The sequence below is a fragment of the Microbispora catharanthi genome (genome assembly GCF_006334915.2).
Classification (GTDB): Bacteria; Actinomycetota; Actinomycetes; order Streptosporangiales; family Streptosporangiaceae; genus Microbispora; species Microbispora catharanthi.
Window position 1 is genome coordinate 176,156 of sequence record NZ_VDMA02000010.1, and the last position, 14,464, is coordinate 190,619.

Here is a 14,464-nt window from a genome sequence, read left to right on the forward strand (position 1 = left end):
GGTGCCGGTGAGCGGTGGGGTTATCCCTTGACCGCGCCCGCGACGAGGCCGGAGACCATCCGCCGCTGGACCAGCAGGAAGAAGACGAGGACCGGGATGGTCATCAGGGTGGAGGCGGCCATGATGCCGCCCCAGTCGGTCGAGCGCTGGCCGACGAAGAACTGCAGCGCGACGGGCATCGTGTACTTGCCCTGGTCGCCGATGAGGGTCAGGGCGTAGACGAACTCGTTCCAGGTGGTGATGAACGCGAAGATGCTGGTGGCGACGAGGCCGGGCGCGACGAGCGGGAACAGCACCCGCCAGAACGTGGTGAACCGGCCCGCGCCGTCGATCCAGGAGGCCTCCTCCAGCTCCTTGGGCACGGCCGCGACGAACGTGCGCAGCATCCAGACCGAGAACGGCAGCGTCAGGCCGACGTTGATGATGATCAGGCCGAGCAGCTGGTCGTACAGGCCGAGCCGCTTGACCATGGTGAACAGCGGGATCAGCAGCGCCTCGGCCGGCACCATCTGCACGATCAGCAGCAGGATCAGGAACGAGGTGCGGAACCGGAAGCGGAACCTGGCCACCGCGGTCGCCGCGAGCAGCGCGAACACCGCGCCGAGCACGACGGCGCTGAGCGCCACGAGGGTGCTGTTGAACAGGTACTGCCAGATGGAGTGGCCGGCGACGCCCTTGGTGAAGACCCGCGAGATGTGGTCCATCGAGGGCGGGCTGGGGAACGGGATGAAGCTCGTGGTGAAGATCTGGTCGTTCGGCTTGAAGGCCGTGGTGACCATCCAGTAGACGGGGAAGACCGCGAAGAGGAACACCACGACCCCGGCCGCGTTCAGCGCGGCCCGTCCGAGCCTCCTGCGGGCGAGCGGGCTCATCGGATGTCGTCCTCCGTCTTCACGATCTGACGCACGTACACGAAGGTGATCAGCAGCAGGATCACGGTCAGCACGACCGCGATGGCGGCGCCCAGGCCCATCTTCGGCGGGCTGCTGAACGCCTCGGCGTAGCTCCACAGCGACAGGTTGAACGCGTCGCGGTTCACCGTGCCGCCGGCCAGCAGGTAGAGCTGCGTGAAGACCTTGAAGTCCCAGATGATCGACAGCACGACCAGCACCGAGAACACCGGCTTGAGCAGCGGAAGCGTGATCCTCCTGAACGTGCGGACCGCGCCCGAGCCGTCCATCTTCGCCGCCTCGTACAGCTCCGAGGGGATGCTCTTGAGCCCCGCGAGCACCGACACCGCGATGAACGGGAACGACGCCCACACCACGGCCACGATCAGCACGAAGTAGAGCGTGAGCGTGTCGTTGAACCACGGGTGCCCGCTCCAGTCGGCGCGGCCGAACAGCAGGTTCGACAGCCAGTCGGGCAGGAGGTTCAGCGTCCAGTTCACGATGCCCGAGTCGGAGTCGAACAGCCACTTCCACACGATCGCCTGAGCGGTGGGCGGGGTGGCCCAGGCGGCCATGATGCCGACGATCACGAAGGTCGACATCTTCGGGCCGAGCTTGTTGAGCAGCAGGCCGACGAGGGTTCCGAGGATGAGCGTCAGCGCGACGGTGACGACGGCGAAGAGCACCGTGTTGCGCAGCGACGACCAGAACAGGTCCGAGTCGAGGATCTGCGAGTAGTTGTCCCAGCCGATGAACTCGGCGGGCGCGGGGTTGACGGCCTTGATCTGCCGGAGCCCGACCTTGTGGAAGGACATCTCGACCATCTGGTACAGCGGGTAGAGCAGCAGCACCGCGATGACCAGGAAGCCGGGCAGGAGCAGGACGTACGGGACGGCCTTCGGGGAGAGCCCCGGCCTGCGCGCCCGCTTGCGACTGCGCCGCGACGGGGCGGAGGTGTCGGCTCCGCCCCGGGCGAGGGTTGACGAGTGAGTCATGATCTACTGGTTGAGGATCGTCTCAAGCTCGGTGTTCGCGTCCGTCAGAGCCTGGTCGACGCTCTTCTTGCCCTCGATCACTTCACGCGCCGCGTTCTGCAGCACGGCCTTGGTGTCGTTGGCCTCCGCCCAGTTGGGGCTGGCCGGGAAGCCCTTGGCGACCTTGAAGGTGTCCGTGAACGGCTTCTGGGCGGGGTCGCCGCCCATCTCCGCGAGCGCGTCGGGGTAGAGCGGGAGCAGGCCGCCCTCCTTGGCGTACCGGACGCCGAACTCCTTGCCCGCGGCGAGCTTGACGTACTCGAGGGCGAGCTCGGGGTTCTTGGCGTCCTTCCAGACGGCGATGTCGTTGCCGCCCTGGAAGGCCGGGGCCGGGCCGGAGCCGTCCTTGGCGGGCAGCGAGAAGAAGCCCATCTTCGACTCGTCGACCTTGCCCTTGCTCTGCTCCTTGATCGCGGCGATGTCCCAGCCGCCGGTGACGTACATGCCGACCTTGCCGGCGGCGAAGCGCTGGGCGATGTCGACGGAGTTCTGCGTCAGGCGGCCCTTGCCGGACACGCCGTCCTTGGCGACCAGGTCCGTGTAGAACTGGAAGCCCTCCTTGAAGGCCGGCTGGGTGAGCTGGCCCACCCACTTGCCGCCCTCGAACTTGGCGAAGTCACCGCCGGCGGACCAGACGAACGGCGACAGCGACATGTTCGCGTCGGAGCCGCCGTTGAAGGCGAAGCCGTCGACGTCCTTGCCCTGCTTGTCCACGATCTTCTTGCCCGCGGCGACCAGGTCGTCCCAGGTCTTGGGGACCTCGATGCCGAGCTTGTCGAACCAGTCCTTGCGGTAGAGCACGGCGCGGGTGCCGCCGCCCCACGGCACGGCGTAGATCTTGCCGTCGATGGTCTCGTAGCTCCACAGGTTCTGCGGGATCTGCTGGAGCTCGGAGTCGCCCTTCGCGGCGTCGGTGATGTCGGCGAGCGCGTCCTGCGCCACCCAGGCGGCGACCTGGTCGTTGCCGAACTCGGTGACGTCCGGGCCCTCGCCGCCGGCGAGCGCGGTGGTCCACTTCTTCTGGGCGTCGGGCCAGGGGATCCACTGGACCTTCGCCTCGGCGCCCGTCTTCTCCTTGAACGCGGCGTTCAGGTCGTCCATGTACTTGGTGAAGACGTCGGTGGGGGCACCGAGTCGCCACACGGTAAGAGTCTGGCCGGCGAACTTCGGACCGCTCGCGGCCGCGGAGGCCGACGGGGCGGTGGTGCTACCGGAGTCGTCGCTTCCGCAAGCGGCGAGTCCCAGGGCCAGGGCAGCGGTCGCGGTGGTCGCGACCGCGATCTTCACGATCTTCACGATGGGTCTCTCCCTTCCCGGCTTCGCGTCGGGGGTGCGCCTCGTGGGGGGTGTCGGCGGACCGCTCACCTGCTGGAAGGCGCTCTCCTTTCGGTCGGCGCTCTGGCGTCCCGAGGCTGATCGGTTGCCTCCGGGCTGGCAGGCGATAAACTAACAAGAAACTTTCTTATAAAAAAGACCGCGTTAGCGGATCGTGACGAGAGGGGAACCAGCCGGTGCCTCAACGACCGGGTACGCCTCGGCTGCTTCGGCAGATCAACGACCGCGCGGCATTGGAACTCCTCATCTCCAGAGGCCCGCTGACCAGGGCCGAGTTGGGAGAGCTTACCGGGCTGTCCAAGGTCACATCCGGCCAGCTCCTGGCCCGGCTGGAGACGCGCGGGCTGGTCACGGCCGCGGGGGAGCGACCCGGCGGACGCGGCCCCAACGCCGCGCTGTACGGGGTCAACCCCTCCAGCGCGTACGTCGCCGGGCTGGAGGTGCTGCCGGACAGCGTCACGGCCGCGGTCGCCGACATCACCGGCACGGTCGTCGCCCAGGTGACCGTGGACCCGAGCGAGGCCCGCGATCCCGTGGGCATCGTGCACGAGGCCGTCCAGCGGGCCTGCGGGACGGCCGGGATAGAACTCACCCGGCTGCGCTGCTTCGTCATCGGCACGCGCGGAGTGGTCGATCCGCTCACCGGCGACGTGCGCTACTCCGTCGACCTGCCCACCTGGCACGTCGGCATCCTGGCCGGGCTGCGCACCCTGCTCGGCGAGTGCGTGATCATCGAGAACGACGTCAACCTGGCGGCCCTCGCCGAGCAGACGTACGGCGCCGCGCGGGGCGCCGACGACTTCGTGATCCTGTGGACCGGCATCGGCCAGGGCCTCGGCGTCATGCTCGGCGGCCGGCTGCATCGGGGCATCACCGGCGGCGCGGGCGAGATCGGCTGGCTGCCCGTCCCCGGGGAACCGCTGCCGAGCGCGGTCACCGCGCCGCAGACCGGCTCCTTCCAGCGCCTCGTCGGAGGAGAGGCGCTGTGGAACCTGGCCCGCGCGCACGGCCTCGCCGCCCCGGACGTGCGGGACGCCGGGGTGGCCGACCTGGTCCGTACGGCCATCGACGCCGGCAACGAGGACTTCGTCGAGGACCTGGCCGGACGGCTCGCCGTCGGGGTCGCGGCGGTCTCCGTGGTCCTCGACCCGGGACTCGTCGTGCTCGGCGGTGACGTGGGCAGGGCCGGCGGCGTTCACCTCGCGGAGCGCGTCGAGGAGGCGGTGGCCCGGGCGTGTCCGAGCCGTCCCACGGTGGTGGCGACCGGAGTGGAGGGCAATCCAGTTCTCATGGGTGCGATCGTCGCGGCATTGGACCGAGCGCGTGAAGAGGTCTTTTCGGACACCGTCTGACGATAGGTTGATCCTTGTGCCCGACTCTCCGCGTGATCGCTCCGCCGTGCCCGGCCTCGCCGAGGGTCCGGTGCTCATCTCCGACCCCCGCGTGACCTCGATCCGCGTGAGCGAGTGCGGGGAGAAGCTGAGCGACGTACGGGGGCGGCTGCGGGTGGACGGGCGGCTCGCCGACCCCGCCGGGGCCTACGCCCACCTGCGCGAGGGCCTGCTCGCCCGTCTGGAGGAGGCGCAGGAGCGCCTGCCCGCCGGGTGCAACCTGGTGGTGGTCGAGGGTTACCGCCCACCGGCGCTGCAGACGAAGTACTTCGAGGATTACAAGGACGAGTTGCGGGCGGCGTTCCCCCGGATGTCGGGCGCGGAGCTGCACGTCGCCGCGAGCCGGTACGTCTCGCCGATCGAGGTGGCCCCGCACACGGCGGGCGCGGCCGTCGACCTCACGCTGTGCGACGACGACGGGGTGGAGTTCGACATGGGCACGGCCGTCAACGCGACTCCGGAGCAGAGCGGCGGCGCGTGCTACACCGACGCCCCCGTGGGCGCCGAGGCGCGGCGCAACCGCGACGTGCTGCGCGCTGCCCTGGAGGCGGCCGGGCTGGTCAACTACCCGACAGAGTGGTGGCACTGGTCGTACGGCGACCGCTACTGGGCCATGACCCGCCGCGCCCCCGCCGCCATCTACGGCCCGGTCGAGCTGTAGGGACGGCCCGATCGACGGTGCGGGGGTCAGGCGGGCGCCCGCGCCGGGGTGCCGGCGCGGGCGGTTCGGTACGACGGTGTGGCTCAGGTGAGCTGGATGTAGTCCAGTTCGGCATAGCCGGTGCCACCGGAGAAGCCGGGGGAGCCCTTGGCCAGGCGGATGACGTTGTATCCGGCCTTGAGACCGACACTGGTGCTGACGGTGGCGCCGAACTGGCCCCACCCGGAAGTGGCCGGGTAGCTGACGGTGCTCCACGACCCACCGTTCACGGCCAGGCCCTGGGTGGCGGTGGCGTCGTCGCCGTTGGCGTAGCCGATGGTCATCGTGTACGTCCGGGCGGTCGGCACGTTCACCACGAAGTCCACGTAGCTGTCCGTCCGGTGCGTGCTCGTGTTGTTGTCGATGCGGCCCACGTAGCCGCCCTCGGACGCGCTGGAGCCCGTCTGCCGCTGGGCCCGGAAGACCGACGCGTTCTCCGCCTCGTAGCGCTGCTGGTAGGACGGCACCCCACTGGCCGGCTGGACGACCACGTGGTACGCGTTGGAGGTAACCATGTTCGGTACCGTCACCAGTAGCTGGTCGCCGGTCACCCGGTAGACGATGTCGGAGATGGCGGTGGCCGCCGGGACCGAGGTGAAGCGGTTCGGCGTGTGCGTGGACTCAAGCGTGACCCGGACGGAGGGACCGAGCGCGCCGATGCCCGTCAGGCGGACGGTGTTGGTGCCGGACTCGTCGCCCAGGACCACGTTGACGATCTTGCGGGTGGAGTCGTAGGAGGCGAAGCCGTCCAGCCCGGTCTGGCCGGGCGGGGTGGTGGTGACCATGCGGCCGGCCATGTCGCCGTACCACTTGTACAGCCACCAGGTGCCGGTGGGCTGGCTGTTGTTGACGACCAGGCCGTTCATGGTGCCGTATTCGTACCAGAACGCCCGGTGCGCCGTTTCGACGCCGGCGCGCTCGAACTTGGCCACGTAGCTGGCGATGCGGCCGGGGACGTCCACCTCACTGGTGGCCGCGTACTCGTTGATCGCGATGCGGCGGGGGCTGATGCCGAGCGAGGACTCCAGGGAGCGGTAGTCGGCGATGTGCGCGGCGATGGCGGTGGGGTCGCCCAGCTCGTGCCAGCAGATGATGTCGGGCAGGGTGCCCGCGGCCTTGGCGCTGCTCAGGAACGACGACAACCAGGAGCGGTTGTAGTAGGCGATGCTCGGGCCGACGATCGGCGTCGTGGTGTCCAGCGCCCGGACCGCTCGGTAGGTGCGCGTCCACCCGTCGTTGAACGACCCGGCGGCGGAGGTGTTCCAGGTCCAGTTGGGCTCGTTCCACAGCTCCCAGCCCTCGATGTTGGTCACCGAGGTCGCGTTGAGCCTGGCCCGGACCATCGTGTTCACCTTGGCCAGCCAGTCGTCCCAGCTCACCCACTGGTAGGGGAAGTTGGGGTAGATGTCCGGCATCCGGATGTACTCCCCGGCCCCGACCCGGGTGGCCTGCGGCGCCACGAGCAGCGAGTCGCCTCCGGGCGGCTGGCCGTTGGGCCTCTGGCCCACGCCGGGGGCGGGCTGCGTCAGCGAGTTGACCTTCAGTGGCAGCAGCGCGGAGTCGGCCGGGCGGCTGTTTTCCGCCAGGCCGTACAGACCGCCGGTCGCGACATGCGTGACCGGCCGGAACGGGGAGCCGGCTGCCACGGTGAGCACTTTCCCCACGGGGTTCGTCGGCGGCGTGGTGCCGGAGGGGCTGACCGAAGGGGTCGGCGACGGGCTCGCGGACGGGCTCGCGGAGGGGCTCGCGGAGGGGCTCGCGGACGGGCTGGGCGACGCACTCGGACTCGAGTCGGGTGACCGCGTGGGGCTCGCCGACGGGCTGGCGACGGTGCCGGTGCAGGAGGTGCCGTTGAGGGCGAATTCGGTGGGAACGGGGTTGGAACCGTTCCAGGAGCCGTTGAAGCCGAAGCTGGTCGTGCCGTTGGTGGGGATGGAGCTGTTGTAGCCGGCGTCGCTGACGGTGACCTGCGCTCCCGACTGCGTGTGGCTGCCGTTCCAGAGCTGAGTGATGGTCTGCCCGGCATCGAACGACCAGGTCAGCTTCCAGCCGTTGACCGGATCACCGATGTTGTTAACGCTAACATTCGCACCGAAGCCGCCCGGCCACTGATTGGTGATCGTGTAGGTGACCTGACAGCCGGTCGCGGCCTGGGCGGTCAGGGCGGGCGCAACAGCGCCGGCGGTCCCGGCGCAGACGACGGCGGCCAGCGCCAGTCCTAACCGGTGGGAGAAGAGTCGCATCTGTCTCCTTGAAGACGGTGGGTGGAGTGACGGGAGAAGGGAGCCCATGAGAGAGCCGCTGGCGTGGAGCAGTGAGCGGGCGTGGCGTGACGCGGCGGAGCGGCCGTTCTGATCCGGGCGGTTGACGCCAGCAGGCGGCGATCGACCGGACCGCCACCCTCGGCCGGCTCGCACGCGTGCCGGCTCATCCGCTCCGCGAGATCCCGCCCGGACGGTTCCGGCGGGGATGACAACAGCTGGGACATCGGTTGCCGGATAGTTGCCGAGAGAAGGGGAGGAGACCGGACAGGAAAGCCCTCAGGCACTTCACCTGCCGGGTTTGCTGCCACCGCCGCTCCCGATGAGTCCGACAAACGATTTCCTTCGCGGAAACTTTGCGTTTCCCGGCGGACCGTACGCAGGGGGCGGGCCAAGCGTCAACGGACATGTCGGCGGCGGACGGCCGGACAGTCGGTATGGCACCGTTCCTGTGCCGCCCACGGGAGGTGTCGCGCCTTCGCGCGATCACAGGATCGGCTGAAAATTACATGTCCGAGGAAGACGGCCGGCACTGCCGTGCCTGCTTGCGCCTGCGCGGGTGGCGGCCGGAAATCGCGCGTCGCGCTCTGTCCGAACCCACCGGTGGCCGGAGCCCCAGGCGGTGCCTGCCGAGCCGTGGCGGAGGGGTGGATTCAGGCGCGGATGCGCAGGCCCCGGGGGGTGGGGTGGAAGCCCGCGGCTTCGAGCGCCGCCGCGAGCGGAGAGTCGGCGATGGCGGTGCCGTCGGCCCGCTCGACCGTCAGCTTCCCCAGGGCTCCCCGCTTCACGGCGACCGCCAGGGCCAGTACGGCGGACCGCAGGTCCTCCTCCGGCCCGAACGACAGCAGGGTCTTCCCGCCGCGCTCGACGTAGAGGATCAGCGCGCCCTCCACCAGCACCACCAGTGCGCCGGCCTTGCGGCCCGGCTTGTGGGTCACGTCGTCCGTGCGGTCCGGCCAGGGCAGGGCCGCGCCGTACGGGTTGGCCGGGTCGGTCGCCGCGAGCACGACCGCGCGGCGGGGCGGCGGCGGGGCGGGGATCGACCACAGGTCCTCAACCGGAGCGGGACGCGTGGAGGACATGGCGCGCATGCGGTCGACCGCGCCCGGCAGGGCGAACTGGGCGCCGCCCAGACCTTCGACGAAGTAGCCCCGGCGGCACCGGCCGCTCTCCTCGAACGCGCGCAGCACCTGGTAGACGGCGGAGAAACCACCGGGGAGGCGCTCGGCTGAGACGCCGCCCCGCGTCAGCACGCCGTGCCGCTCCAGCAGGACTTCGGCCTGCGCGTGGGCCCGCTGGGTGGCGTCGGCCGACGGCGAGGGCAGCAGCCACCATCGGCCGCTCACGGTCGGCGGGCCGCTTCTCGTCGGCAGCACCGCGCGGCGGCGCCTGGTCGCCGACGGCCGGTGAGCGGGCCGCCCGGTGCCCAGCGTCGAGCGAAGCGGGGCGAGCGTGTCGCCGGTGACCCGGCCCGCCCAGACGAGGTCCCATAGGGCCGCCGCGAGCGTCGTGTCGTCCGGCACCGCGCTCGCACGCGCGACACCCGCCGCCTCGTCCGGAACGCGGCCGAGGATTCTGGCCCGGCGGGCCGAGGCGGCGTCCTGACCGGACGGGGGCGGCACCTGCTCGCCGAGCGCCGCCGCCGCGATCCGGTTGGACAACTCGCGGAAGAACAACGCGCCGCCCCCGCTCAGGATCTCCAGGACCTGCTCGTGCAGCGGAGTCACGGTGATCTCCGACGGCGCGGGGAGCAGCAGGGGCGCGGTGTCGGCGAAGTAGAGGCCGACCCACCCGTCGCCGCCGGGCAGGGAACCCTGGCCCACCCAGACGACCTCCCCGGACGAGGTCAGCTCGTCGAGCAGGGCGGGGGAGTATCCGGGCACTCGCGCGGGGAGCACCAGCGACTCCAAGGCGGAAGCGGGGACGGCCGCCCCCTGCAGCCGTTCGATCGCCGTGATCAGAGCGTCCATGGCCCGCGCCGGGCCGTGGCCCTGGCCGTTCCGGGCGTCGGGCCCCGAGAGCCCGGTCCGGCCGCCGTTCCCGCCCTGCCCGCCGTCGGTCGGCGTGACGCCCTGCGGGACGACGCCGTGCCAGGCGGGCAGGAACGCCGCCAGCGTCTCCGGGGGGACCGGTTCGACCTCCTTGCGGAGCCGCGCCAGCGACCGGCGCCGCAGCAGCCGCAGCACCCCGGCGTCGCACCACTCCTCGCCCCGGCCCCCGGGGCGGAACTCGCCCGCGACCACCCGGCCCGCCGCCGCGAGACGGCGCAGCGCCTCGTCCACCACCGCGACGCCCACGCCGAAGCGCGCGGCGGCCGTGCCGGAGGAGAACGGCCCGCGGGTGCGGGCGTGGCGCGCGACCAGATCGCCGAGCGGATCGGGGGCGGCGGCCCGGCCCGGCCCGCCGGACCCACCGGCGAGGGGCGCTTCGAGGAACTCGTGCGGGACGCCCACCGGCAACGGCACCCCGAGCGCGTCGCGCAGGCGCCAGGCGTCCTCCACCGCGGCCCATTGCTCGTGGCCCGCCACGCGTACCCGGATGGCCCGGCGCGCCCGTTCCAGGTCGGCGAGCCAGCCGGGATCTCCTTCGCGGATCGAGACGTCCTGGGCGAGCAGCGGGCCGTGTGAGCGCAGCAGGTCGGCGAGGTCCTCGGCGTCGCGCAACGGCCTGTCCAGCCGCGCCAGCTCCCGCTCGGTCTCGGCGACGACATCCTGGTCGAGCAGCTCCCGCAGGTCGGCCTGCCCCATGAGCTCGGCGAGGAGCGCGGTGTCGAGGGCGAGTGCCTGCGCCCGCCGCTCCGCCAGCGGCGCGTCACCCTCGTACATGAACGCGCCGATGTAGTTGAACAGCAGCGACGCCGCGAACGGGGACGCCTGGGAGGTCTCCACCTCGACCACCCGCACCCGGCGGGCGGCGACGTCCCGCATGAGATCCACCAGGCCCGGCACGTCGAAGACGTCCTGCAGGCACTCGCGCATCGTCTCCAGCACCACCGGGAACCCGGCGTACTTGCTCGCGACGCCGAGCAGGTGGGCGGCCCGCTGGCGCTGCTGCCACAGAGGGCTGCGCCTGCCGGGCGAGCGGCGGGGCAGCAGGAGGGCGCGTCCGGCGCACTCCCGGAACCGGGAGGCGAACAGGGCGGAGCCCCCCAGCTCCTCGATCACGACCTGCTCGATCTCCTCGGCGTCGAACACCGCGACGTCGGTCGGCGCGTCCTCGAAGGTGTCGGGCACGCGCAGCACGACGCCGTCGTCGGAGTGGACGGCCTGGACGTCGACGCCGTACCGCTCGCGCAGCCGCCGCCCGATGGCGAGCGCCCAGGGGGCGTGGACCCGCGCGCCGAAGGGGGAGTGGATCACCACGCGCCAGTCGCCCAGCTCGTCGCGGAACCGCTCGACCACGAGCGTGCGGTCGTCGGGCACATAGCCCGTCGCCTCCCGCTGCTCGGTGAGGTAGGAGAGCAGGTTGCCGACGGCGTAGTCGTCGAGGCCCGCCGCGCGGATCCGCTCGCGCGCCGACGCCGCGTCGCCCCGGCCGCCCGCCCCGGCGGCCGACAGCTCGCGGAGGAACGCGCCGATCGCCCGGCCCAGCTCGGCGGGCCGGCCCGGCGCGTCTCCGTGCCAGAACGGCAGCTTGCCCGGCTGCCCGGGGGCGGGGGAGACCAGGACCCGGTCGGCGGTGATGTCCTCGATCCGCCATGAGGTCGCGCCCAGCACGAACACGTCGCCGACGCGGGACTCGTAGACCATCTCCTCGTCCAGCTCGCCCACGCGCGACGCCTTGTCGCCCACCAGGAACACGCCGAACAGCCCGCGGTCGGGGATGGTGCCCCCGTTGGTCACCGCCAGGCGCTGGGCCCCGGGACGGCCCTGGAGGGTGCCCGTCACCCGGTCCCACACGATGCGCGGCCGCAGGTCGGCGAACTCCTCGCTCGGGTAGCGCCCGGCGAGCATGTCGAGCGTCGCCTCCAGCGCGCTGCGCGGCAGCGTGGCGTACGGCGCGGCCCGGCGCACCAGCGCCTCCAGAGAGTCGACCGTCCACTCGTCGAGCGCGGTCATCGCGACGATCTGCTGGGCCAGCACGTCGAGGGGGTTGCGCGGATAGCGGATCTCCTCGATCTGCCCCGTGCGCATGCGCTCGGCCACGACGGCCGTCTGGACCAGGTCGCCCCGATACTTGGGGAAGATCACGCCGCGGGACACGGCCCCGACCTGGTGCCCGGCGCGGCCGATGCGCTGCAGGCCGCTCGCCACGCTGGGCGGCGCCTCGACGCAGGCCACCAGGTCGACCGACCCCATGTCGATGCCCAGCTCCAGGCTGGAGGTGGCGACCACCGCGGGCAGACGGCCCGACTTCAGCGCCTCCTCGATCTGGGAGCGCTCCTCCTTGGAGACGGAGCCGTGATGCGCCCGCACCACCTCGGGGATCGCGCCGCCCGAGGCTCCCGCCTGGGCCATCATCTCCGACGGCATGGCCGGAGGGCCGGTGCGCCGGGCATCCCCGCGCCGGGCGTCAGGCCGTAGGGCGTCCGTCCGCCCGGTGCCCCCGGGCTCGCTGTCCTCGGGCTCGCTGTCCGCGCGTCGGGCGTCAGGTCGTTCGTGCTGGTCCGACCATTGCGCGTGCAACTCCTCGAAGGCATCCGACCAGTGGGCCGGATCTCCCGAACCCGGGCTCGCACCCTCGCCCGGCGCGGGTGCGGTCCGCCGTTCCCAGGCGAGCTCGTTGAGCCGGGTGCACAGGCGCTCCGACAGACGCCGTGAGTTGGCGAAGACGATCGTGGACCGATGGGCTTCGATCAGGTCGAGAAGGTGCTCCTCGACATGCGGCCAGATGCTCCTGCGGTGCTCCGGCGACTCGCCGTCAGCGCCGGGAGGTGGCGGCGCCAGCTCGGTCATGTCCTCCACCGGCACCACGACGTCGACCTCGATGACCTTCTCGGAGGGCGGCTGCACGACCGTGGCCGGGCGGGACCCGCCGAGGAACGTCGCCACCTCCTCGACCGGCCGCACGGTCGCCGACAGCCCGATGCGCTGGGCCGGAGCGGGCAGCAGGGCGTCGAGCCGCTCCAGGGTCAGCGCGAGGTGCGCCCCGCGCTTGGTCCCCGCGACGGCGTGGACCTCGTCCACGATCACGGTCTCGACGCCGCGCAACGCCTCGCGCGCCTGCGAGGTGAGGATCAGGAACAGGGACTCGGGCGTCGTGATCAGGATGTCGGAGGGCCGGGCGGCGAAACGGCGCCGCTCCTCGGCCGCGGTGTCTCCGGAGCGGATCGCCACCGAGATGTCGGGGGCGGGCAGGCCCATCCGCAGCGCCGTCTGCCGGACGCCCGTGAGCGGGGCCCGCAGGTTCCGCTCGACGTCCACCGCGAGGGCCTTCAGGGGGGAGACGTACACGACCCGGCAGGGCCGGGGCGGCTCCCCGTCGTCCTTCCGGCCGCGCCGCGCACCGCGGCGGCCGCCGGGCCGCCCCACCTCGGCTACCGGCGAGGCCGGGCGCGTCGTGTGCTCGACGGCGAGGCGATCGATGGCCCACAGGAAGGCCGCGAGCGTCTTGCCGGACCCGGTGGGAGCGACCACGAGCGTGTTCTCACCCCGCGCGATCGACGACCACGCGCCCTCCTGCGCGGCGGTCGGCGTCGCGAAGGCGCCGGCGAACCACTCCCTGGTCACAAGGCTGAAGCCGTCGAGCGCACCCACCTGCCCATCATGCATCGCCCCACCGACAGAAAACGCCGCGCCGCCATCCCGCCACCAGGCCACAGGCAAGTGCGGGGCAAGCCGGCCCAGGCAGGCTGATCCCGTACGACACGACCACGACCTTCGACGAAGGGAAACGAGATGTTCCGCAGGACAAGCCGCACCGACCGGCAGGACCTCGCCCACCAGGCCCGCCTGGCCCGCGAGTCGCGGTACGAGGCGCTGCGGGCGGAACGCGTGGAATGGGTGAGCTGGCGAAGATGGCTGCTCCCCTGACCCCGGACAGCATGAGATGCCGCCATCAGGCCAAACTTCCTCAGTATGGAAATCGACTACGCGGCCATCGAGGCGGAGCGCGCGCGGATCCGCGAGCGCTACCTGAGCGAGCGCCGTGCCGCAAGCAGCGCGAGGGGCCTGCACCACTTCGCACTGATCTCGTCTGACGTCGAGCGGACGATCCGCTTCTACCACGAGCTCCTCGAGTTCCCGTTGACCGAGATATTCGAGAACCGCGACTACCGCGGGTCCAACCACTTCTTCTTCGACATCGGCAACGGCAATCTGCTGGCGTTCTTCGACCTCCCCGGCCTCGACCTGGAGCCGTACAAGGAGGTCCTCGGCGGGCTCCACCACATCGCGATCTCGGTGGAGCGGGCGACGTGGGAGCGCCTGCGCGGCAAGCTCGACGCCGCCGGTGTCCCCCACCAGGTGGAAAGCGGTAGCTCGATCTACTTCCAGGACCCGGACGGCGCCCGCCTGGAGCTGCTGGCCGACCCGCTCGGCGAGATGTACGGCACCCGCGTCATGTGACGCCGTCTCCTGCCGGTGGGCAGCGACCGCGACGCCGCGGCCGGGACGGGACATCCGGGCCGCGGCGTCATACTGAACGCATGCGCCTCACAGACTTCTGGAACAGGATGCGCCGCCACTTCGGCGAGGCGTACGCGGAGTCGTGGGCGAAGGACTACGTGATCGCCGGGCTCGGCGGGCGTACGGTCGAGCAGGCCCTCGCGGAGGGCGTGGCGGCCAAGCGGGTCTGGCAGGCCGTCTGCCAGGAGGTCGACGTGGACCCCAGGCTGCGCTGACACTCCCTGTCCCGCCTACCGGCAGACCGCGCCGGGGGCTACCGCTCGGCGGCGGTCTCCGTCGACTCCACC

Annotated in this window: 10 protein-coding genes; 5 read left to right on the forward strand and 5 right to left on the reverse strand. The window is 71.6% G+C overall.

Annotated features, from left to right (window positions below; genetic code table 11):
• Positions 1 to 20: 20 nt before the first annotated feature.
• Genes FH610_RS20480 through FH610_RS20490 form a run of 3 tightly spaced genes read right to left on the reverse strand, consistent with a single transcriptional unit; the run spans position 21 to position 3,220 of the window.
• Complete coding sequence (locus FH610_RS20480; protein ID WP_139576133.1) at positions 21 to 872, reverse strand: carbohydrate ABC transporter permease; 852 nt, start codon at positions 870 to 872, stop codon at positions 21 to 23.
• Positions 869 to 1,885: a carbohydrate ABC transporter permease gene (locus tag FH610_RS20485; protein ID WP_139576134.1), complete on the reverse strand. Its 1,017-nt coding sequence runs from the start codon at positions 1,883 to 1,885 to the stop codon at positions 869 to 871. Before FH610_RS20485 ends, FH610_RS20480 begins: the two co-directional genes overlap by 4 nt.
• 3 nt (positions 1,886 to 1,888) lie before the next feature.
• A complete protein-coding gene (locus FH610_RS20490) occupies positions 1,889 to 3,220 on the reverse strand; it encodes a sugar ABC transporter substrate-binding protein (RefSeq protein ID WP_139576135.1) in 1,332 nt (443 codons plus the stop codon).
• 215 nt (positions 3,221 to 3,435) lie between these two features.
• On the opposite strand from FH610_RS20490, the gene FH610_RS20495 reads away from it, so the two are divergent.
• Positions 3,436 to 4,611, forward strand: coding sequence for an ROK family transcriptional regulator (locus FH610_RS20495; RefSeq protein WP_139576136.1), 1,176 nt, complete (start codon positions 3,436 to 3,438; stop codon positions 4,609 to 4,611).
• A gap of 16 nt (positions 4,612 to 4,627) precedes the next feature.
• On the forward strand, positions 4,628 to 5,311 hold the full coding sequence (locus FH610_RS20500; protein WP_240809080.1) for a M15 family metallopeptidase: 684 nt from the start codon (positions 4,628 to 4,630) through the stop codon (positions 5,309 to 5,311).
• Between the two features lie 83 nt (positions 5,312 to 5,394).
• Here the strand turns inward: FH610_RS20500 and FH610_RS20505 are convergent, their stop codons facing one another.
• Complete coding sequence (locus FH610_RS20505; RefSeq protein ID WP_205825921.1) at positions 5,395 to 7,593, reverse strand: cellulose binding domain-containing protein; 2,199 nt, start codon at positions 7,591 to 7,593, stop codon at positions 5,395 to 5,397.
• A 671-nt stretch (positions 7,594 to 8,264) separates the two neighbouring features.
• Positions 8,265 to 13,322, reverse strand: coding sequence for an Lhr family helicase (locus FH610_RS20515; protein WP_139576137.1), 5,058 nt, complete (start codon positions 13,320 to 13,322; stop codon positions 8,265 to 8,267).
• 126 nt (positions 13,323 to 13,448) lie between these two features.
• Here FH610_RS20515 and FH610_RS45260 point away from each other — a divergent pair, with 126 nt between their 5' ends.
• The 3 genes from FH610_RS45260 (at position 13,449) to FH610_RS20525 (ending at position 14,392) form a co-directional block, all read left to right on the forward strand.
• Positions 13,449 to 13,583, forward strand: coding sequence for a hypothetical protein (locus FH610_RS45260; RefSeq protein WP_276607695.1), 135 nt, complete (start codon positions 13,449 to 13,451; stop codon positions 13,581 to 13,583).
• A 45-nt stretch (positions 13,584 to 13,628) separates the two neighbouring features.
• Positions 13,629 to 14,117, forward strand: coding sequence for a VOC family protein (locus FH610_RS20520; protein ID WP_139576138.1), 489 nt, complete (start codon positions 13,629 to 13,631; stop codon positions 14,115 to 14,117).
• A gap of 80 nt (positions 14,118 to 14,197) precedes the next feature.
• A complete protein-coding gene (locus FH610_RS20525) occupies positions 14,198 to 14,392 on the forward strand; it encodes a DUF3046 domain-containing protein (protein WP_139576139.1) in 195 nt (64 codons plus the stop codon).
• The last annotated feature ends 72 nt before the right edge of the window (positions 14,393 to 14,464 follow it).